We start from the raw sequence: 20,429 nt of genomic DNA on the forward strand, positions 1-20,429 counted from the left end.
CCCTAAGTCTTCCTAGCTTTGAATGGAATTATTTGGCGGCTGATTGTGCAGCTTGCTGCGGTTTTTTGGCAGCAGCCTCTTTTGCAGCAGGCGCAGGGTTTGGATTTTCTAGTGGCTTGGCAATCACCTCTTGTTCAGGTTTCACTTTTGCACCGCCGATAACCACTACTTTATCCCCTGCTTTTAGACCGTCTGTAACCACCCATTGTCCTTTATAGGTACCATTAATAGTAACAGGACGAACTTGGATTTTATTGTTTTCATCAACGATATAGACTTGCGTCTCACTCTTGGTTGAGCGCATGACTGCACTTTGTGGGACGAGTGCCGCATTGGTAATGACGCTTTGAGTTAAGCGTGCACTGACATACATACCAGGTAATAAGATGTTGCTTTTATTTGGGAAGACCGCACGTAAGGTCACCGCACCTGTTGACTCATCAACTTTTGCCTCTGATAGAGCAAGCTCACCACGTACGGGATAAGTTGAACCATCCTCTAACACCAATTCAACCGAATTCATGCCTGCCTGAGCCTTGCCAGCAGAGATTTGCTGGCGTAATTTAAGCAGCTCAGACGAAGACTGGCTGATATCGACATAGATAGGGTCTAAGCGTGAGATAGTCACTAAAGGAGTGGGTTGACCGGCGCTAACCAAAGTACCAGCCGTTGCGCTAGAACGGTCAGTGCGACCTGAGAGCGGCGCACGTACGATAGTACGGTTTAGATCCAACGTGCTTGCTTGTAAACCTGCCTTGGCGGTTTGGATACCAGCTTTCGCACTCTCAATACCTGCTTCTGTTTGTCCGATAGCGGCATTGGCGCTTTGCACGGCGGCCTGAGCAGTACGCACAGCGGTTTGTGCTTGGTCATACTGCTGCTTTGAGATAGCATCAATAGCAACCAAACCTTGCAAACGTTGTAAGTCGTTCTGCGCTTGTGATAATGATGCTTGGCGACTGACCAGCTCAGCTTTGGCATTGGCATTATTCGCCAGAGCTGTCTGATAGTTGGCTTCTGCTTGTGCTATCGCCGCCTGGCCACTGGTGATAGACGTCGCGTAGTTATCAGTATTGATACGATATAAAGGTTGGTCTTTTTTGACGTTGCTGCCCTCACGGAACAATACCTCGTCAATAATGCCATTAACCTGTGGGCGGACGTCTGCGGTTTGATAAGCCGCGGTACGTCCAGCAAAGGTCTGTACTTGAGGTACGGTGTCTAGAGTGACAGTCTGAACGTTGACGACAGCAGGTGGCATTTGCTGCTGTGCGGCTGCTTCACCAGCGGCGTCCTCGTTTTTGTCACAGCCAACCAGTACAGCTCCAGATAGTACAGATGCTATTACAAGCGCAAGAGTAGAGTGCTTCATCAATGTCCTCGGCAATATAAATATCATATAATAAATAATTACAGTATTAAAAGTTTAGGGGTAAATCTTAACGTGGTAGATATGAAAAGTAATATGCATTTACCGTTGCCAATATATCAAACGCTAAGTGCGTAACAATCGGATAAGCAGATTTAAAGTAATGAATGATTATAAACTATAGGGTATACCCTACAGTCAAGGTGCAAAAAACCATTTTTGCACCCTGTCAATGTGTTTTAGCTCAGTGAATACCTAACAACCATTGATAATACAAGCGTGTCGTCAAAAACACCTTGTAAAATTCGTAATGAATGTTTAGATATAATATTGTTAATTTTTGTCTTTTTAAATGGTGTTAGGGGATATTAGCAAGAAATCTGTATAAAAATACAGTAAAAAACAGAATGTACAGAAAAATAGTGTATTAGCAATATTTAAGTATGAACGCTAAAATATGGAGGCAAAACGAATGAGGTTAAACAAGTTATTGGCATGCACAATGAGAAGGCTGCTGATATCACAGCCAGGCTCTCCTCATTGTCTATCTCTTGTCATTATAAACTTGAGCTTAACTTAGTCTTTAATAAGCTAATAGGTTTAGACCCGAAACATTTAAGACTTGCTATATAAAGAATATATAAAAAGCTCGATATATAAGATAAGTAAATCGTATTTATACTAAACGAGCGCTGGCAAGTTCGGTCAATTGATATAGCCCTTGGCGGTAGCGGTTATCTGGTAAGCTACTAAGCGCTTGTTGCGCAAGTTTGGTCTCTTCTAACGCGCGCTGCTTACAGTATTCAAGCGAGCCTGAATGACGTACCAGCTCGATAAGCTGCTCAGTATTCGGTGTCTTACCGGTTTGTACGGCGATACGTAACTGCTCATAGCCTGTCTTATCGCTGTCTTTTAATAACTCAAGAGCTTTAATAGTGGGTAGCGTCGGCTTGCCTTCAGCCAAATCATCACCGAGATTCTTGCCCATCAGTTCACTATCGCCACTATAATCGAGCACATCATCGACGATTTGGAAGGCATTACCGAAATGTTGACCAAAATCAGCCAATGCCTGCAGGTGCTCAGTTTTGTTTTGTAGAATAGCAGCGCCCTGGGTTGCCATCATGAATAGCCGTGAGGTTTTGCCGTCGATGATATTTAGATAATCAGCTTCAGTGGCTTCAGGATTGTGCTGATGCTGTAGCTGCAATACCTCACCTTCGGCAATATCACAGGTACCATCAGAGAACACTTGCAATAACGGTAAGCTTTGAAAGCCAACCAATAAATTAAAAGCACGAGCAATCAAATAATCACCGACCAGTACAGCGGTCGCATTATCCCAAGTGGCGTTTGCCGTTGGCTTGCCACGGCGCTGACCAGACTCATCAATCACATCGTCATGTACTAAGGTTGCGGTATGCAACATCTCAGTGATCGCCGCTAAATGCATCGCTTGCTGCGAGGGTTGATCATTAAACATCCGTGCACATAGCAAGGTAATCAGCGGGCGCATACGCTTGCCGCCTGCATTAATCACATGCTGTGAGACGTTCATGACGAGTTGAACTTTTGAATTCAGACTGCCAAAAACTTGTTGGTCCATAATCTCAAAATCATCAGCAACGATGCTTTGGATGTCAGCATAGCTTGGCGTGCTTGCTAGGGGCGTTAATGACGTGGTCGATGCTGCCGCGGCGTTGGATAAAGAAATACTGGTCATAATGAGTCGTCATACCAATGAAAATAAAAAGGGTTTGAATAGCTATCTATTTATAACTAGGCTATCGTTCCACGCATAATAGCATAGCTATCTCGGTCAATTGTTGATTTAAGTATAGCAGAAAGCGCGGTTATCTTTATAATCAGCGATGTGTTTTGCAATGCGTGGGTCATACAAGTAAAAGAAAATGGCTTGATGCTTAATTACGACAGTCAGCGTATAGATGAGGATTTATTCGCCATCACTGGTCAATAATGAGCCTATATTTACAAAAAACTGTAAGCAACTGATTATATGAGTTATAATAGCTGCTGTTGGATTTTAACCAATTTTGGTTCGATGTATTATAGTTGAATAGAGATGTTGGTCTTAACAGCGGTGGTTAATACCTTTGTTAATCAATCACATCACTTTTTATCTATAAATATACGAGCCAATATTATTGGTATTGCCACCTTACCAAAACAAGAGATGCGGCTTGCTTTTATGAGCAAAAAGCCGTAAAATCTTGCCTTTAATTTTTCCCTGTCGTGTTCGTCGTAAAAGCGTTGGTATGATATCAGCCACGGCACACGGGTTAAACGGAGTCATACAATGTACGCAGTAATCAAAACTGGTGGTAAACAGCACCGTGTAGTCGTCGATGAATTGCTTAAAGTTGAACTACTAAAAGCAGAAAAAGGCGAAACAATCAAATTTGAAGATGTGTTGATGGTTGTTGACGGTGAAACTGTCAAAATCGGTCAGCCTATCGTTGAAGGCGCTAGCGTAGAAGTTGAAGTGGTTGAACATGGTCGCGGCGAAAAAATCCGTATCATCAAGCACAACCGTCGTAAGCATTATCACAAAGAGCAAGGTCACCGCCAATGGTACACCTTGTTAAAAATCAAAGCGATTAATGCTTAATTAACGATTGTCAGTTTATTGATAATTAATAACGCACTAAAAGCTTAAGAGTTGTCGCATTAGCGATAAGTCACATTAACAAGGAGATTTTCTCATGGCACATAAAAAAGCTGCCGGTTCAAGCCGTAACGGTCGTGATTCAAACCCAAAAATGCTAGGCGTAAAAATCTTTGGCGGTCAAGCCATCGTCGCTGGTAACATCATCGTTCGTCAACGTGGTACAGAATTCCACGCCGGCGAAGGCGTTGGCATGGGTCGTGACCATACTTTATTTGCACTAAATGACGGTGTGGTAAAGTTTGCGACCAAAGGTAAATTTAACCGTCGTTATGTGATGGTTGAAAGCGCATAATTGCCCATCTGGGTTATTTTAATCGAAAACTAAAATAACTTGATGACTAAAAAAGCCCTTATTACCGTTTGGTAGTAAGGGCTTTTTTATGGTGATAGGTTATTATCAATCATCTGTTATAAGCGGCTTTTAAATAACGCTAACTTATACATAAAACAGACAATAAATAGTGCTGAATGCTATGTAACGCTAATAGTTACAAGCGTGTATGGCAGTGGTAGTAATGATTGCAAATCATGACTAGGCGCGTAATAAAAAAACTGGCACACTGTCTGCATTGTTTAATCACGTCAGTTGCATGGCGTGAGATAAGCACTTATTGAAAACAAAAATTTTAATTAAGATATCTTATTTTTATGCTATTTTGCATTTTGCGAGAGGATTTATAATGACTTTATTAACGAAAAAAATGACTTTAAAACAAAAAGTAATGAGCGGTGCTTTGACTGGTGTATTGATGACATCACTTGGTGTTGCTGCGCCGATGATGGCTTTAACGCAATCAGCAACCGCTGCCCCTGCTGATAATTTGACCGCCGCCAAACGCTTAAACAAGTTGTTAAGCAATACTAAAAGCATGACGGCTAACTTTAGCCAAACGACTAAAGGCGCAAATAGCGGTACCTTTACGGGTACAATGAGCGTACAGCGTCCAAATAACTTCCGCTGGGAAACCAAGTCACCGTCAGAACAGTTGATTGTGGCGAATGGCAGCTCAATGTGGGTTTATGATAAGGATTTAGAGCAAGCGACCAAGCAGAATGTCGATAGCCAAGTGGGTAATACACCAGCGCTACTGTTGTCAGGTGATCCAAGTAAAATCGATAAGAACTTTAAAATCACGCAGCCATACGCCAATAAAAACTACTATGTGCTGTATCCAAAGTCGGATAGTGCCAGCTTTAAGAGCTTATCGATGAGTTTTAGCGGTGGTCAGCCAGTCATGATGGTACTGAATGATACTTTGGGACAAACCACCACTATTAAGTTTAGTGCTATCAAAATGAACCCAAGTATCAGCAGCAGTCAGTTTAAATTTACGCCACCAAAGGGTGTTGATATCATTAATCAATAATCAAGCACTTAGAGCTTATTGATAGAAGCCAATCGGTAAAGTTCGATTAAAAGCTTGATTGATTGGGCGTACAAAAAAGGACAGACCAAAATGGTGTGTCCTTTTTTATTGCCGAAAAAATATGCAAGTCTCATTTTAACATCTCTAAGAGAGTGCTTTGATGGCTTCCATATCTGGCAATGCAGGTAGCTCATCTAGATTGGCCAATCCAAACGCATCTAAGAATTGAGGTGTGGTATGAAGTAAGGCAGGGCGCCCCAAGGTCTCTTTGTAACCTTTCTCTTCAATCCAGCCTTTATCAAACAGCTGGCGCAATATGTTACTCGATAGCGTCACACCGCGCACGTGTTCGATGTCACCACGTGTCACAGGTTGCTTATAGGCAATCACACTCAAAGTTTCAAGCAAGGCTTGGGTGAGGCGTTCTTGCCGCTGCGGAAAGACGCGCTGTATCAAGGCGCTGTAGGTATCTGAGACTTGTAGGCGATAACCACTGGCCGTCTCATGTAGGCTAAGTACACCCGTATTTAGACGTTGTTGTAGCAACGCTAACGCTTGCGCTAGCTCCTTAGTATTTAGTGATAAGTGCTTCTTTAACATATTGGTGGTGAGTGGCGCTTCTGAGGCATGTAGTAGGGCTTCGATATGCTTACTCATCTCTTCTAAGTGTCGATGCTGCGTGTCTGTCATTGCAAATATTCTCTATTAAAAACCATTACGCCAACCAGTGTAAGGTTAGAGGTCCTCTGTGACTGTCCTCAGTAGACTCATTATCAGCAGTAGGATGGTGACGCTCTAAATCAGTATTCAGCACACCAACCAATTGCCGTTTCATCAACTCTAACACCGCGACGAAGCTGACCACAACGCCTATCTTACCCTGTGTTTTATCCAGTAGTTCATAAAAAGAATGCGCACCAGCCGTGCTTAACTGGCGGCTAATACTGGCAATACGGTCAGAAAGGGGCACGGCTTCGACTTTGATGCTATGCATCTGATAGTCCGGCTGTAGCTGCATTTTAAATAAGCTATCAATCAAAAGATTCGGTGAGTAATTGGGTAACTCTGCATTCATGACGTCTTGACTGGGCATACTGACCATTGCTAAAAACACATCGCGCTCAAGCCGCACCAGATTGTCCAAGCGCTGACTGGCCACTTTGATTTGGGCATATTCTTCAAGGCGCTCAATCAGATCTGCCTTTGGATCACGCTCATCGTTTGGAGTTTCGGGTTTTGGTAGCAGCAGCTCAGTTTTAATCGCAATCAAAGTTGACGCCATCAGCAGATAATCACCAGCCAATTCAAAATGCTCGCTATCCAACTCGCCAATATAAGCCAAATATTGCTCTGTAATCGGCAATATCGGCATTTGCGTCAGATCAACGTTATTCTTTTTGACCAGATATAATAAAAAATCTAATGGTCCCGCAAACTGCTCTAACCAAATGGCAAACGCTTGCGGCGGCACGTATAGGTCTTCTGGCAGATGCTGCACCGGTGTCTGATAAATACGCAGCGACATATCATTAATAGTTGCGCTGTCAGGTTCGCTATTACTATCTGAAAATACAGAAGATTGATGCGCGCCTACAGAAAAGGCAGCGTTTGGTAAAGCCGCATGCTCATTTTTTAGCTCAGTCTTCACGCTTAGCATCCGTCCAGATTACGACCAGTCAAAGCAATCAGATGCTTATTTAAGCTTAGCAAGGGGGCGGATACCAATAGCACGGCGAGTCTTATCTAGCTGTTTACGACTGTGACGACGGGCTTTTTCTGCGCCCATTTGTAGGATTTCTTCCAGCTCTTTTGGATTGGCCATCAGTTCCTCATAACGCGCGCGGAATGGCGCAATTTCAGCATTGATCTTATCAAATAACGCTTGCTTAGCATCGCCCCAGCCAATACCTGCGGCATATTGCGTACGCATATCAGCAATCTCCGCAGGGGTGGCAAAAGCTTTGTAAATCTCAAAAATAGCAGAATCTTCAGGATCTTTTGGTTCTTCTGGCAATTGCGAGTTGGTTACAATCTTCATGATGGCTTTATGCATCTGCTTTTCAGGACTAACTTGTGGATTAGGATCACCGAATAGAGGTATGGTATTGCTATAGCTCTTACTCATTTTTCGACCATCAAGTCCTGTCAGTAGCGGGATATCTTCATCAACAACCGCTGATGGTAGCGTAAAGAGAGGTTTATAACGATGGTTAAACGTACCAGCGATATCACGGGCCATCTCAATATGCTGTACTTGGTCACGACCGACGGGTACATGAGTCGCATTGAACATCAAGATATCAGCCGCCATCAGCACTGGATAGCCAAATAGACCCATATTAATACCTTGATCTGGATCAACATCCGCCTTTTCTGTATTCATATCAACGGCAGCCTTATAGGCGTGCGCGCGATTCATCAGCCCTTTGGCGCATGAGCAATTTAAAATCCAAGCCAATTCTGGAATCTCTGGCACATCTGACTGACGGTAAAAGGTCACACGTTCAGGGTCAAGACCGCAAGCAATCCACGTCGCCGCAATAATCTTGGTCGATTCGTGAATGATAGCAGGGTCATAACAGCCGATAATGCCATGATAATCTGCCAAAAAGAAAAACGCTTCATCATCACTGTCTTGAATAGACTGAATCGCTGGACGAATAGCACCAACGTAATTACCCAAATGCGGAATGCCCGTCGGTTTGATGCCCGTTAGGATACGTTTGTTTTCTCTTTCAGGTGCGTCTATAACTGCGTCAGTTTGATTACTCATGAAAAATCCATTATTTTGTTTATCACGTTATTATTGATATAAGTGAGTTACTGGTATAAGTAAGTTACTGGTATAAGTAAGTTACTAAATATAGGTGATATGCAGGATAAAAATATCAGCTGCAAAGTATAGCAAATTTCGCCACGATTTTATTGCGAAAAAAAGCTACCGATAGATATCAGTGCGACCATCAGGGCCGTTTTTAAAGCGACGATGGAACCACATCCACTGGGTTGGATCAATACGAATCAATCCTTCTAGTACTTCATTAACGCGCGTTGCATCAGCAACCTCGTCATCACTGGGATAGTTATCAAGCTCTGGCGTAATCGTTAAATGATAATGCGGACGTTTGCCTTTTGGTAGGTTATCGGGCGTTTGTCGATAGGTATGCAACGCCATTAATGCGGGTGGATGCTGTTTGTCGCCTAATTTTGCCATGCGCCGTGAAGCCGTTATGGTGGCTGCAGGTACGCCAAAGAATGGTGCCATCACGCCTTGCTTGAGACCATAATCTTGGTCAGGGGAATACCAGACAACATGTCCGGCTTTGATAGAATTGACCAAACTACGCATGTCTCGGCTAGAAATCTGTGTTCCGAATATATTGGTGCGACCATTATAAATAAACCAGTCAAGTAAGGGGTTATTCTGCGTGCGATACATACAGTCTAAGGCAAAAAATTGCGCACAAAATAAGCCACCCAAATCAAGCATCGTATAGTGAGCACCTAACAAAATCACAGGACGACCTTCGTTTTTTGCCGTGACTAAATGTTGTAAGCCCGAGATTGAAACGGTACGTGTAAAAATATTGGGACGAAACCAAGCGCATAAGGTTTCGAACACACCAATACCTTGATTCACAAAAACTTGCTTTGCCATGAGCTCACGCTCGGCTTCAGGTTTCTCTGGGAAAGCCAATCTTAGATTAATCAACGTATCACGCCGGCGTGAACCTGCTACTTTATAGATTAAAATACCCAGTTTACGACCCAACCAAAACTGCCAACGTAACGGCAAATATATCATGGGCAGAAAAATCGCTAATAATAGCCAGATACCCCAATATTTAGGCAACAAAAACTGCCACTGAAAGGGCTTTTTATCTGCTTGCACCGTTTGCTTGTGTGTTTGCGTAATTGTTGGCGTGCCGACAGGGATAGCTGGTGACTTAGCCATCTTGTTATGTTTATTATTATGCTGGCCTGCCGTCGGTGCTGGCATATCGGTTTTCGATGGCTTACTAGGGTCGTATTGTTCTGGGGCTTTCATAATGAGGACAAGGTAATAAAAGTTATGATTATGATGGGGGAGTGAGCGTGGCTTTGCAAGGTGATTTATGCACAAAAACTGGCACACCTCAAACCCATCGCTAAAATACCCTGGTTAAAAATCATCACTAAAAAACAGCCATAAAAAAACCTTACAAGCTGTGACCAGCTTATAAGGTTTTGCAAATCTATTCTTATATTTAATGCTACAGCTGTTGCTCTGAGATAAAGACAACAGTCGCCAAAATATAAGAGATAGCTTTGATTAACGTTTTGAGAATTGTGGACGTTTACGTGCTTTACGTAGACCCAATTTCTTACGTTCAACTTGACGTGAGTCACGAGTAACAAAACCAGCTGCTTTTAGAGCAGGTTTGTTGGTTTCGTCAAGCTCAATCAATGCACGCGTGATGCCGTGACGGATTGCGCCAGCTTGACCACTAATACCGCCACCTTTTACAGTGATGTAAAGGTCATAAGCAGTAGGTGAGTCAAGTAGTTCTAAAGGCTGACGAACAACCATACGCGACGTTTCGCGGCTGAAATACTCATCAAGTGGTTTACCGTTAACAACAATGCTACCAGTACCTTTCGCTAAAAAGACACGAGCAGTAGAAGTCTTGCGGCGACCAGTTCCGTAATTGCGTTCCATAAGTGTATCCTTAGATGTCTAGTTCTTTAGGTTGCTGAGCTTCATGTGGATGTTCGGTGCCCGCATAAAGTTTTAGCTTCTTGATCATCGCGTAGCCAAGAGGACCTTTAGGAAGCATACCCTTAACCGCTTTGTGTAGAACATCTTCAGGCTTATGTGCAATCAGCTTAGTGAAGTTGGTTTCTTTAATACCGCCTGGGTAACCACTGTGACGATAGTACTTTTTATCTTGCGCTTTTTTACCCGTTACCGCGATTTTTTCTGCGTTGATAACAACGATAAAATCACCAGTGTCTACGTGTGGAGTATAAGAAGTCTTATGCTTGCCACGTAAGCGACTAGCGATTTGAGTAGCTAAGCGACCAAGGGTTTTGCCGTCAGCATCTACGACATACCAGTCATGGGTCACTTCAGCTGGTTTTGCACTAAGTGTTTTCATGATAAAACCTTAAAATTAGAATTCGTTGAGAGTTTAGCTGGGAACGGGGCTCTCAAAAAACAGACTGCACATTATAAGCAGTAGCGCCTACGCTTGCAAGCTGCATTGGGGTTTATTTTCGCCTTATATACATTAAACTGCAGCGTTGGCCAGTTTTTTAGCGGTTTTAAACATTGGTAAAATTTGTTAATGGCTTTTATTAACCTGACAATTATGACGGTGATAGCCGATAAAGTCCAGCGACAACTTGTCCAACTTTAGTTTGCTTTAAGCACTCAAAATCTATTATCCCTTGCGTTGTCTCTGTTGTGGCCGTAAGGTTTTGCGCTAATTGGTCTAATTGAGCGGTTAAATCTTTATCAGCTTCTAGATAGATAAGTGTTTCTGTCGTGATTAACGACTGAGTAATGAGCGCTGTTAAAATCGGCTGCCATAAATCTTGAGCGTAAGGCGGATCGATAAAAACGATATCAAAATGACGAGGAAGGGTTGAGTTTTTTGTCAGTACTTGCTCCGCTGTCCCTTGGATGATTTGATAAGTTGTGGTGTTTAAGCGTAATTGCTCGGCGCTTTGCTGCAGCATGTTACTTTGTGCAGGATTTATTTCGATAAAGGTGGTGTGCGCCGCACCGCGTGATAGGGCTTCAAACCCTAAAACACCGCTACCAGCACAGCTATCAAGCACTTGGGCGTCATGAATATCCGCAATTAACCAATTAAATAAGGTCTCACGCAGGCGGTCTGGGGTCGGGCGCAAACCTTCGGCATCGATAAAGCTGACGCTACGGCGCTTAAATTGTCCACCAATAATACGCACATCACCGACAGCACTGTTTTTTGTTTTTGCTTTAAGCGTTTTTTTAGGCTGTCGCGCACTGGATGTTTTTTTCATAGCGTCTTTTTATTAAGCCTCTTATGAACTGTTTTTATTGATTGACTTTGGTATTACTCAGAGCTAGCAGCGGTCGTTGTTTCAGCGCTTTTTGCTTGCGCTTCTGCCTGCTCTGCTAGGGCTTGTTCTTTATCACGTACGGCGTCACGCATTGCTTTATCAAATGCTTTTTGGCGTTTAATAATTTTCAGTTGATCGGCAGTCGGCGGTAAAATAGGGTCAGTTTTACGCTGTAACATCCAATAGTCAAATAAGGCTCGGCCGATAGGAGCCGCAACAACACTACCGCCGCCGCCATTTTCGACCAATACCGCTAGGGCAATCTCGGGGTTCTCTACGGGTGCAAAACCATTGAACCAAGCATGATCCCAGTGGCGCTTATCCAGCGCAGATTTATTATAGCTTTTACCTTGGGCAATCGATTTTACCTGTGCCGTACCCGTCTTACCAGCAATACGATAGCGCGGTGTATAAATGCCACGTCCTGTACCCGCCTTAACGGTTTCCTCCATCGCATCGTGCATACGCGTCCAATCAGAAGGTTTACCGTTATATTCGATTTTGCCATCCGGTTTGGTGATGACGTCGACTGCAGCCGCCCCATCGCTACTTTTTAATAAATGCGGGGTGATGTGATAACCCTTGTTGGCAGTCATGGCTGTGGCATTAGCAATTTGCAGAGGCGTGGCTAAGAAATACCCTTGTCCGATACTGACAGAGATGGTTTCACCCGGTAGCCAACCCTTATCATAGGTGTCTTTTTTCCATTTAGGTGATGGCATAACCCCAGGTTTTTCATTGGGTAAGTCAATACCCGTTTGTTCACCAAAACCAAAGCGCACCATCCAGTCATGCAAGCGCTGAATACCCATCTCATAAGCCAATTTATAATAATAAGTATCGACCGACATCACGATAGATTTCTTCAAATCCACCGAGCCGTGACCACCCTTTTTCCAATCGCGAAAACGGTGTGAATCGCCAGGCAGGCTAAAGTAACCGGGGTCGTAAATGGTCGTTTCCCAATCACGTAAACCGTAATGAATACCACCTAAACCTTCAAAAGGTTTAATGGTTGAGCCGGGCGGATAGGTACCTTGTAGCGCACGATTATAAAGCGGCTGATCAAGGTCCTCACGCAGGTCACCATAATCTCTAAAGGAAATACCAGAGATAAAGGGATTGGGATCGTAGCTTGGGTTACTGACGAACGCCAACACATCGCCATTCTTTGGGTCGATGGCGACGATTGCTCCGCGGCGACCATCAAGCTGCTGCTGAGCCACGACCTGTAAGCCATAATCTAAGCTTAAGGTGATGTCATTACCAGCGATTGGCGCTTTGGTGTCAAGTTGACGAAGAATATTGCCATGGGCATCGGTTTCTACTGACTGATAACCTGGCTGTCCGAGCAAGATATCTTCATAAAAATCCTCAATGCCAATCTTGCCAATAAGGTCGGTGCCCGCATAGCGATCTTTATTTATTTGCTTGGACTCTTTATCGTTAATACGTCCGACATAACCAATCACGTGCGCAAACAGCTCATCATAAGGATAAGAGCGTGTGAGCTTACTCTGAATACTGACACCACGAAAAAAAGGCTGACGTTCACTAAACTGCGCCAATTGCGCCTCGGTTAAATCAATTTTGATGGTCACGGGATCATTTTTGGTTTTGCTTAATCGTGCCAAAATATCGGTGATATTTTCATCCGTCAAATCAAAGATAGGCGCCAGTAATTTTAAGGTGCGCTCTGGGTCTTCAACTTCATCGGGACTTAGCATAGCAGTAAATACGGGCTGATTGTCAGCGAGTATAACGCCGTTGCGGTCGTAAATATAACCGCGACTGGGCGGCGCCGATATCAGTTTAATGCGATTGTTGTCGGCTTGGGTGGTGTACTTATCGTGGGCATACACTTGTAAATAACCATAACGCGCAATCAAACCCATTAAACCCACAAACATACACAGCCCAAGGATAATAACGCGGCTGGTAAAAATACGATTAACCTGTTCGGTATCGGGAGTGAGCGGTTTTTTCATATAAAGTCAGTACCCGGACGGTCAGTGAAGCGGTCGTTGATAAATCGATGGTCAATAAATCAGTAAGAGTCTGTGAAAGATAGATAGCGCGATGCGCTCATTCAAAGCGAGGTGAGCATAAAGGATAAGGCAAAGTCTTTCAATAACATAGCGGGACATTTTATCCATAAGCCGTCAATTCATTTGTCTGCATTCGGCTGTTAACAATCTGCGCCACTCAACCATAAATTATAACAGAACAAATGCGCTGGCGCAGTATGCCGTCGTTTATTTGATGGGAGTATGATTGTGATTGTTAACGCTGTAGTTATCGATATTCTGATGGTTAATGCTGGTAGACGATAGTAAAGGTTTTAGGATTGAGAGGGGCGGGTAAAACGTGTCATCGCTAGTCACAACTTGCCTAGGGTTGATATGTGCTAATGAATAGCAAGTATGCTAAAATCAGGCGATTTATTTTAGCTATTTAATGGGTTGTTTATGAGTTAAGTGGTTACTGGGGATAGAGCGGCTAGTTTTTGTTAAGCGTTCTTAATCTGCTAAGGATATTTGGTTAACAACGACAATCATTACCTCAAGGATAATTAGAGTCATGGATGCAAATTCATTGTGGCAGGCGATAGCAGAACACCCTGAGTTTCTTGCTATGCTGACCATTCCACCGGTGACCGCATTTGTCACTTGGATACATGTGTGGATGGCACTCAAGATGCTATTTTATCCGGTTAAGTTTTGGGGGGTTCGGATTCCAAACTTCCCGTTTTTTGGCTTGCCAGGGTTAGGTTGGCAAGGTATCGTGCCGCGCAAGGCAGGCAAGATATCTGGCGTCATCGTTGATCAGACACTCTCAAAGCTGGGTTCGCTCGATGAGTTTTTTCAGGCCATGGAACCAGATCAGATGGCCGTATTCATCACCAATGCGGTCGATGAAAACCTTGAAGTCTTGATTGATGAGATTATGCTTGACCATTCGCCAGCGCTGTGGGGAAATCTCCCTTACGCATTAAAGCGCCGTGTGTACGCCCAAGCACACCAAGAATTGCCCAATATTATGCAATCTTTGGTGACAGATTTGACCTATCACGTCGAAGATTTGGTCGATATGCGTAAGATGATTGTTAATAAGATGGAAAGCGACCGTCGTTTGATGGTCAATATGTTCTTAAAAGTTGGGCAAAAAGAGATTAATTTTATTTGGCATATCAGTGCCTTGATCGGTTTGATATTCGGTATCATCCAAATGTTTATATTTTTGGTGGTGCCGCAGCATTGGACGGTACCGTTTTTTGCTGCCATTTGGGGTTTCCTCACCAACTGGATTGCGATTTGGATGGTATTTAATCCCGTAGAGCCGCATTATATTCCGTATGTGAAGTTTTTTGCGCTACAAAGTCGCTTTCCGTTTATTACGTTACAACTGCCGCACATCGCTCAGTACCGCTTTCAAGGGGGCTTTATGAAGCGCCAAGAGGAGGTTTCTGAGGTTTTTGCTGAGATTGTGGTCAAAGATTTGGTGACTTTAGAAAATATCATGAATGAGATGATGTATGGGGACCGCGCCGCTGAGACGCGCGAGCTGATGAAATCACACCTGTATAAGGTGTTAGAATCGCCAGTGATTAGCACAACATTGAAAGTGGGACTGGGTCGCCGCGAGTTTGGGCAATTAAAAAATACCATCATTGACAAATCAATCGTCGCTACCATGGTGCCCCTGCGTGACCCTGAGCTCAATGAAAGCCGAGCCAGTAAAATATTTGGGTTGTTTCGCGACCGTATTCGCGCGCTCTCACCCGATGAGTTTCAAAACCTATTACGTCCCGCTTTCCGTGAAGACGAGATGACCCTCATTGTACTAGGCGGCTTGACGGGGTTTTTAGCAGGTTGGTTACATCTGGTCTTGGTGTTTTTCCCTGCGATGCAGTGATAGGAAGCTTTTTATGTTCTTTACACACATCGCATACAGACAGGATACAGGAACGTGACAAGTTGACGCTAATGTACCATGCTGTAAACGTCCTAAGCTGCAATGGTTGATGAGGTTAAGCAGATAATAATGGCAATAGAAAATACCCGCAGTAAAGAATACTGGATACTCTCGAATATCCTGAAACACCAGTCCCTAAAATAAACAATGACCGTATTAAGGTAAACAAGGTTAGACCGTATGTTAATCACAGAATTGGGTTATTTTGCCTTGCTGGCCGCTTTTGTATTGGCGATTTTGCAGGTGGTATTACCAACTATTGGCGTCATGAGTAACCATGTTGCTTGGCAGCGTCTCGCACCAAGCTTAGCATGGGCGCAGTTTGCCGCCATGATTGTCTCATTTGGCGCATTGATGGCAGGCTTTTATTTTAATGACTTTAGCTTGGTCTACGTCACTCAGCATTCTAATACCTTGTTACCTTGGTATTATAAGCTTTCCGCGACTTGGGGCGGGCATGAAGGCTCGCTATTGCTTTGGATGACCATCATGGCAACTTGGTGTGCGCTAGTGTCATACTTTAGCCGTGGTTTGCCATTGTCGATGCGCGCACGCGTACTGGTGATACTGGCTGGCGTACAGATGATGATGCTGGCGATGTTAATCTTTACCTCATCACCGTTTGATCGCACTTTGCCAAACTTACCCGTCGATGGCGCGGATTTAAACCCTGTGCTACAAGATTTTGGTTTGATTATTCACCCGCCGATGTTGTATATGGGCTATGTGGGCATGGTCGTGCCGTTTGCTTTTTGTATGGCAGCATTATGGGAAGGGCGCTTGGATGCAGTTTGGACCCGTTGGTCGCGTCCATGGGCGTTGGCTGCTTGGGGCTTTTTAACGATTGGTATCGCGCTAGGTTCATGGTGGGCGTATTACGAGCTTGGCTGGGGCGGATGGTGGTTCTGGGATCCGGTAGAAAACGCTTCATTAATGCCTTGGCTTGCCGGTTTGGCATTGCTGCATTCGTTGGCAGTGACCGAGAAGCGCGGCGTCTTTAAAGCATGGACCATTATGCTGGCCATCTTTGCTTTTGCCTTAAGCCTCTTAGGTACTTTCCTCGTACGCTCAGGCGTCATCACCTCGGTGCATTCGTTTGCTGCCGACCCAACACGTGGTTTTGTCATTTTAGTGATTTTGGGCATTATCGTTGGTGGTGGATTGTTGATGTTTGCCATCCGTGGTTGGCGATTGACGGTTGAGAGTCAGTATCAACTGATATCACGTGAATCATTTTTAGTGATTAATAACGTTATTATCCTAATTTCAACCCTAGTCGTACTGCTTGGTACGCTTTATCCTATTATCGCTGATGCCTTCAATTTGGGTCAGGTCTCTGTAGGTCCTCCGTATTTCAATGCGCTATTTGTGCCATTAACGTGGTTGTTGTTGGTCGCGATGGGTATGGGTTCTAATATCCGCTGGAAGAAAGACAGTCGTCCGCTATTGGGCACTGGCATGGTCATTGCGGTCAGCAGTCTGGTGTTGGCGGCGATTATTGCTTATTTTGTCAGTCCTTCCGACATGCTTAATATTGGCGTGACGCTAGCCGTGAGTATTTGGGTGTTGTTTTGGATGGTCGTTGACTTCAAAGACAAAACCAAAAATGCACCAAGTTTCTTTAAGGGTCTAGGTCAGTTACGTTTGAGTTATTGGGGTCAACAGACCGCTCATATCGGTGTCATCATAGCCGTCATCGGTGTTGCCTTTACCAGTACCTTGAGTATTGAGCGGGATGTGGCACTGGGCGAAAATGATACCGTTCATGTGCAAGGCTACGACTTTGAAGTCAAAGACTTTCATGAAGTGAGAGGCAGCAACTTTGACGGCATGCAAGCACAGGTTGAGGTGACCAAAGACGGTCGCAAAGTGACGACCTTGTATCCTGAAAAACGTACTTATGTGATTAGTATGATGCCAATGACCGAGGCGGCAATTGATGCCAGCCTCATGCGCGATGTCTATGTAGCATTGGGCGAACCTATCGCTGAAGACAGTAACAAGTGGGCGGTACGTATTTATGTTAAGCCTTTGATTCGCTGGATATGGCTTGGCGCGATTATCATGGCATTAGGCGGCCTGCTAAGTATGCTCGATAGCCGCTATCGTATTAAAAAGATGAAGACATCGGCTCAAATTGTGGCAAATAAAGCAGGTTTTATCACTGAAGCTGAAATGGGGGAGAAATAAAATGAGTCAATCAGATAATTCTTCCCAGAAAGCGCCTGAAAATAAAAGTGCTGCTAATAACAAAGCCACCAAAACGATGAAAAAAAGCCAAATGAAGATATGGTTTTTGATTCCTTTGATTGTTTTTGCCGGTTTTATGATTATGCTGTACCTGCGTTTGGGTCAGCCAACGGATATCGTGACCAATACTGCGCTTGAGCGTCCGGTGCCTAAGTTTGAGTTGCCATTATTGTCAGATACCAGTCGCATTATGACCAATGACAATCTGCCGGATCAGCCGTTTTTGATGAATATTTGGGGTTCTTGGTGTCCTACTTGTATCATTGAGCATCCTTTTTTGATGCAATTAGAGGAACGCGGCGTCAATCTGGTTGGGGTGAACTATAAAGATGATATTGGTGATGCCCTAGGATATTTGAACCGCGGCGGCGATCCTTTCTCGATGTCTATTCAGGATTTGTCCGGTCAGTTCGCGCTAGATTTAGGTTTGACAGGTGCTCCTGAAACCTTTGTGGTTGATGGCAAAGGTATTATTCGTCAGCACATTGTTGGTGAGGTTAATGAGAGCAATTGGCAAAGCCGTATCACCCCTTGCTTGATGCTGCTCAATGAAGCCGATAAGAAAAATATCAGTCCGGATCCTACTCAGGTTAAGGAGATGTGCAAATGACCGCTCTCTACTTAAAAACAATGCACCCAAAAGCTATGCAAATAAAAAATCTCGTGATGACGTTAGTAGGCTTACTGATGGCTTGTCTGCTCAGTTTTACCATGAGTCTTAGTGCGCATGCAGCGATTGAAGTTTATGACTTCGACTCAGTACAACAAGAAGCACAGTATCGTGGTCTTATTGAAGAGCTGCGCTGCCCGAAATGTCAAAACCAAAATCTCGCGGGCTCTGATGCGCCTATTGCGCAAGATTTAAAACAAAAAACCTATGATCTGATTAAAGAAGGCCGTAGTGATACCGAGATACGGGCTTATATGCAAGAGCGTTATGGCGACTTTATTACTTATAAGCCGCCAGTACGTCCTTCGACATGGATACTCTGGTTTTTTCCGCCATTATTATTGATTGTATTGGTTATTGGTTGGTTTTGGCAAAGTAAACGCAGCCAGCGTGTAGCCAGTGGTCAAAGCGGCGTCATTATAGATAGCGTTGCGGCGTTATCTGCTGCAGAAAAAGCGGAACTTGATCGTCTATTATCGCTTAGCAATAAAAATGATAATAACGAGCATGATATTACCAGTACAGAGGACAAAAAATGACCCTATTTTCTACTTTTGGCTTATTTATTGCCCTAAGCTTACTGATTGCACTGTTACTGGCGGTCATCGTTATCATGCCATGGTTACGAGCGTCACGCTTAGGAGAAAAACCGGTAGACAATCAGCTGCTCGATATCAATATTGCGGTATTTCGTGAGCGTCTAGCAGAGCTGCAAACCGATAAAGACACTGGCACTATCGATGAAGTACATTACCAGAATCAAAAGCTGGAGCTTGAGCGCCAGTTATTGGATGCGCAGCGTAACGTAACGCCAATGGTCGCGCCCGGTATCAAAAGCCGTTTGATTATCATGATATGGGTGCCGGTATTAGCGGGGCTAGCATACTTTTTAATCAGCGACCGGACGCCTGTATTTGAGCTGTGGGCAGCGGAAGATAAAGTTGCACAAGTAGCGGACGACTTGTTAACAGGTAAAATTGATCAGCCACCCGCTTGGGCGATTGAAGACGGCACGCAACTGATTAGTGCCATGCAGACGAACGTCTATCGTCATGCTGATGACCCTGACCGCTGGATGCGTCTGTCTGAATTATTTTTATCATTAGAAGCAACCGATTCGGCACTGGAAGCATTATCGCGCGCTTATCGTTTGTCGCCAGACAATGAAGAGATTGCCACCACCTATGCGCAAATCAGCTTTTTTGCCAATAAAGGGCAGTTAGATGCCAATAGTCGCCGCGTCTTGCAGGACGTATTAGCAAAAAATCCACAGCATGAAGGCGCTCAAATGCTAATGGCAATGGGCGAGGCACGTGGTAATAACTTTGAGCAAGCTCAAGGCTGGATTAAGCGCTTACGTGATAGTATTGCCGCCAAACCAGGCGACCATAGCCAAGCACTGAAGAGCCTTGATGAGTTGAGTGCTAATGTCACCATGCAGCAGCAACAAGCTTCTGAAGGTATTGAGGTGACTGTATCTATTAACGCCAGTCTATTGCCATTGGTCAAAGCGGATGATGTGTTGTTTGTCGCTATTCGTGACGTGAAAGGTGGCCCACCATTTGCCGCTAAGCGTCTACCAATCAGCGTGATTAAGCAAGGTGAAGCTAATATTAGCCTAAGTGACTTGGATGCTATGATGCCTGAACGTACGCTTGCCTCGGCTCGTGCTGAGAAAGTTCAGCTCGCTGTCATTGCCCGTATCAGTCATAGTGGTACTGCTACAGCGGAGTCAGGCGATTTATCGGGCAATCCTGTTGTGATTAGCGCTGACCAAAATCAGGTCAATGTGGCTATTAATCAACAAGTTCCTTAATGAGCCAATATCAAAATATAAGTGTTTAATAAGGGTGCGCTGCCAGACTGCTGACGGCGCGCAATCTTATCCTATGAACAGATAAGTCATCGTAACTTGCCGCATCCAGACTAAAAATACTTGAGCTTTTGAAAGCCACAAGGTAAGGTAAGCTCTGCAACCCACCAATCCCTAAGTTTTATTAGTCCCAAAATCCTATCCAT

18 protein-coding genes are annotated in these 20,429 nt (G+C 44.2%); 8 read left to right on the top strand and 10 right to left on the bottom strand.

Annotation, left to right across the window (positions count from 1 at the left end):
- Positions 1-28: 28 nt before the first annotated feature.
- Together FQ084_RS01875 and FQ084_RS01880 are read right to left on the bottom strand one after the other, a co-directional pair.
- A complete protein-coding gene (locus tag FQ084_RS01875) occupies positions 29-1,372 on the bottom strand; it encodes an efflux RND transporter periplasmic adaptor subunit (RefSeq protein WP_149488939.1) in 1,344 nt (447 codons plus the stop codon).
- A gap of 673 nt (positions 1,373-2,045) precedes the next feature.
- On the bottom strand, positions 2,046-2,975 hold the full coding sequence (locus FQ084_RS01880; protein ID WP_223144851.1) for a polyprenyl synthetase family protein: 930 nt from the start codon (positions 2,973-2,975) through the stop codon (positions 2,046-2,048).
- A 711-nt stretch (positions 2,976-3,686) separates the two neighbouring features.
- Here FQ084_RS01880 and rplU point away from each other — a divergent pair.
- The 3 genes from rplU (at position 3,687) to lolA (ending at position 5,425) form a co-directional block, all read left to right on the top strand.
- Complete coding sequence (rplU, locus tag FQ084_RS01885) at positions 3,687-3,998, top strand: 50S ribosomal protein L21 (protein WP_025652795.1); 312 nt, start codon at positions 3,687-3,689, stop codon at positions 3,996-3,998.
- A gap of 94 nt (positions 3,999-4,092) precedes the next feature.
- Positions 4,093-4,350 (top strand): 50S ribosomal protein L27, encoded by a 258-nt coding sequence (rpmA, locus tag FQ084_RS01890; RefSeq protein ID WP_010199200.1) that lies wholly within the window; start codon positions 4,093-4,095, stop codon positions 4,348-4,350.
- A gap of 388 nt (positions 4,351-4,738) precedes the next feature.
- Positions 4,739-5,425, top strand: a complete 687-nt coding sequence (gene lolA / locus FQ084_RS01895) for an outer membrane lipoprotein chaperone LolA (RefSeq protein ID WP_149488941.1) — start codon at positions 4,739-4,741, stop codon at positions 5,423-5,425.
- Positions 5,426-5,569: 144 nt separating this feature from the next.
- Here lolA and scpB read toward each other — a convergent pair whose 3' ends face one another.
- The 8 genes from scpB to mrdA all read right to left on the bottom strand — a co-directional run bounded on the left by scpB (position 5,570) and on the right by mrdA (position 13,503).
- Positions 5,570-6,115: an SMC-Scp complex subunit ScpB gene (gene scpB, locus FQ084_RS01900; protein WP_149488942.1), complete on the bottom strand. Its 546-nt coding sequence runs from the start codon at positions 6,113-6,115 to the stop codon at positions 5,570-5,572.
- A 25-nt stretch (positions 6,116-6,140) separates the two neighbouring features.
- A complete protein-coding gene (locus tag FQ084_RS01905) occupies positions 6,141-6,950 on the bottom strand; it encodes a segregation and condensation protein A (protein WP_262880662.1) in 810 nt (269 codons plus the stop codon).
- A gap of 168 nt (positions 6,951-7,118) precedes the next feature.
- The gene (locus FQ084_RS01910) at positions 7,119-8,198 is read right to left on the bottom strand and encodes a tryptophan--tRNA ligase (protein ID WP_149488943.1); all 1,080 of its coding nucleotides are present in this window, start codon (positions 8,196-8,198) and stop codon (positions 7,119-7,121) included.
- Positions 8,199-8,363: 165 nt separating this feature from the next.
- Positions 8,364-9,473 (bottom strand): lipid A biosynthesis acyltransferase, encoded by a 1,110-nt coding sequence (locus tag FQ084_RS01915; RefSeq protein ID WP_149488944.1) that lies wholly within the window; start codon positions 9,471-9,473, stop codon positions 8,364-8,366.
- A gap of 264 nt (positions 9,474-9,737) precedes the next feature.
- Positions 9,738-10,124, bottom strand: coding sequence for a 30S ribosomal protein S9 (gene rpsI, locus FQ084_RS01920; protein WP_149488945.1), 387 nt, complete (start codon positions 10,122-10,124; stop codon positions 9,738-9,740).
- Positions 10,125-10,134: 10 nt separating this feature from the next.
- Positions 10,135-10,563: a 50S ribosomal protein L13 gene (rplM, locus tag FQ084_RS01925; RefSeq protein ID WP_149488946.1), complete on the bottom strand. Its 429-nt coding sequence runs from the start codon at positions 10,561-10,563 to the stop codon at positions 10,135-10,137.
- 211 nt (positions 10,564-10,774) lie between these two features.
- A complete protein-coding gene (rsmD, locus tag FQ084_RS01930; protein WP_149488947.1) occupies positions 10,775-11,455 on the bottom strand; it encodes a 16S rRNA (guanine(966)-N(2))-methyltransferase RsmD in 681 nt (226 codons plus the stop codon).
- Between the two features lie 53 nt (positions 11,456-11,508).
- Positions 11,509-13,503, bottom strand: coding sequence for a penicillin-binding protein 2 (gene mrdA / locus FQ084_RS01935; RefSeq protein ID WP_149488948.1), 1,995 nt, complete (start codon positions 13,501-13,503; stop codon positions 11,509-11,511).
- Between the two features lie 592 nt (positions 13,504-14,095).
- On the opposite strand from mrdA, the gene FQ084_RS01940 reads away from it, so the two are divergent.
- The 5 genes from FQ084_RS01940 to ccmI all read left to right on the top strand — a co-directional run bounded on the left by FQ084_RS01940 (position 14,096) and on the right by ccmI (position 20,226).
- The gene (locus FQ084_RS01940; RefSeq protein WP_149488949.1) at positions 14,096-15,430 is read left to right on the top strand and encodes a hypothetical protein; all 1,335 of its coding nucleotides are present in this window, start codon (positions 14,096-14,098) and stop codon (positions 15,428-15,430) included.
- A 240-nt stretch (positions 15,431-15,670) separates the two neighbouring features.
- Complete coding sequence (locus tag FQ084_RS01945; protein WP_149488950.1) at positions 15,671-17,680, top strand: heme lyase CcmF/NrfE family subunit; 2,010 nt, start codon at positions 15,671-15,673, stop codon at positions 17,678-17,680.
- Position 17,681: 1 nt separating this feature from the next.
- Entirely contained in the window at positions 17,682-18,350 is a 669-nt protein-coding gene (locus tag FQ084_RS01950; RefSeq protein WP_149488951.1) for a DsbE family thiol:disulfide interchange protein, read from the top strand.
- Positions 18,351-18,406: 56 nt separating this feature from the next.
- Positions 18,407-18,949, top strand: a complete 543-nt coding sequence (locus tag FQ084_RS01955; protein ID WP_262880663.1) for a cytochrome c-type biogenesis protein — start codon at positions 18,407-18,409, stop codon at positions 18,947-18,949.
- A complete protein-coding gene (ccmI, locus tag FQ084_RS01960; RefSeq protein WP_149488952.1) occupies positions 18,946-20,226 on the top strand; it encodes a c-type cytochrome biogenesis protein CcmI in 1,281 nt (426 codons plus the stop codon). Before FQ084_RS01955 ends, ccmI begins: the two co-directional genes overlap by 4 nt.
- Positions 20,227-20,429: the final 203 nt, after the last annotated feature.

The sequence above is a fragment of the Psychrobacter sp. ANT_WB68 genome, from assembly GCF_008369115.1.
Lineage (GTDB): Bacteria > Pseudomonadota > Gammaproteobacteria > Pseudomonadales > Moraxellaceae > Psychrobacter.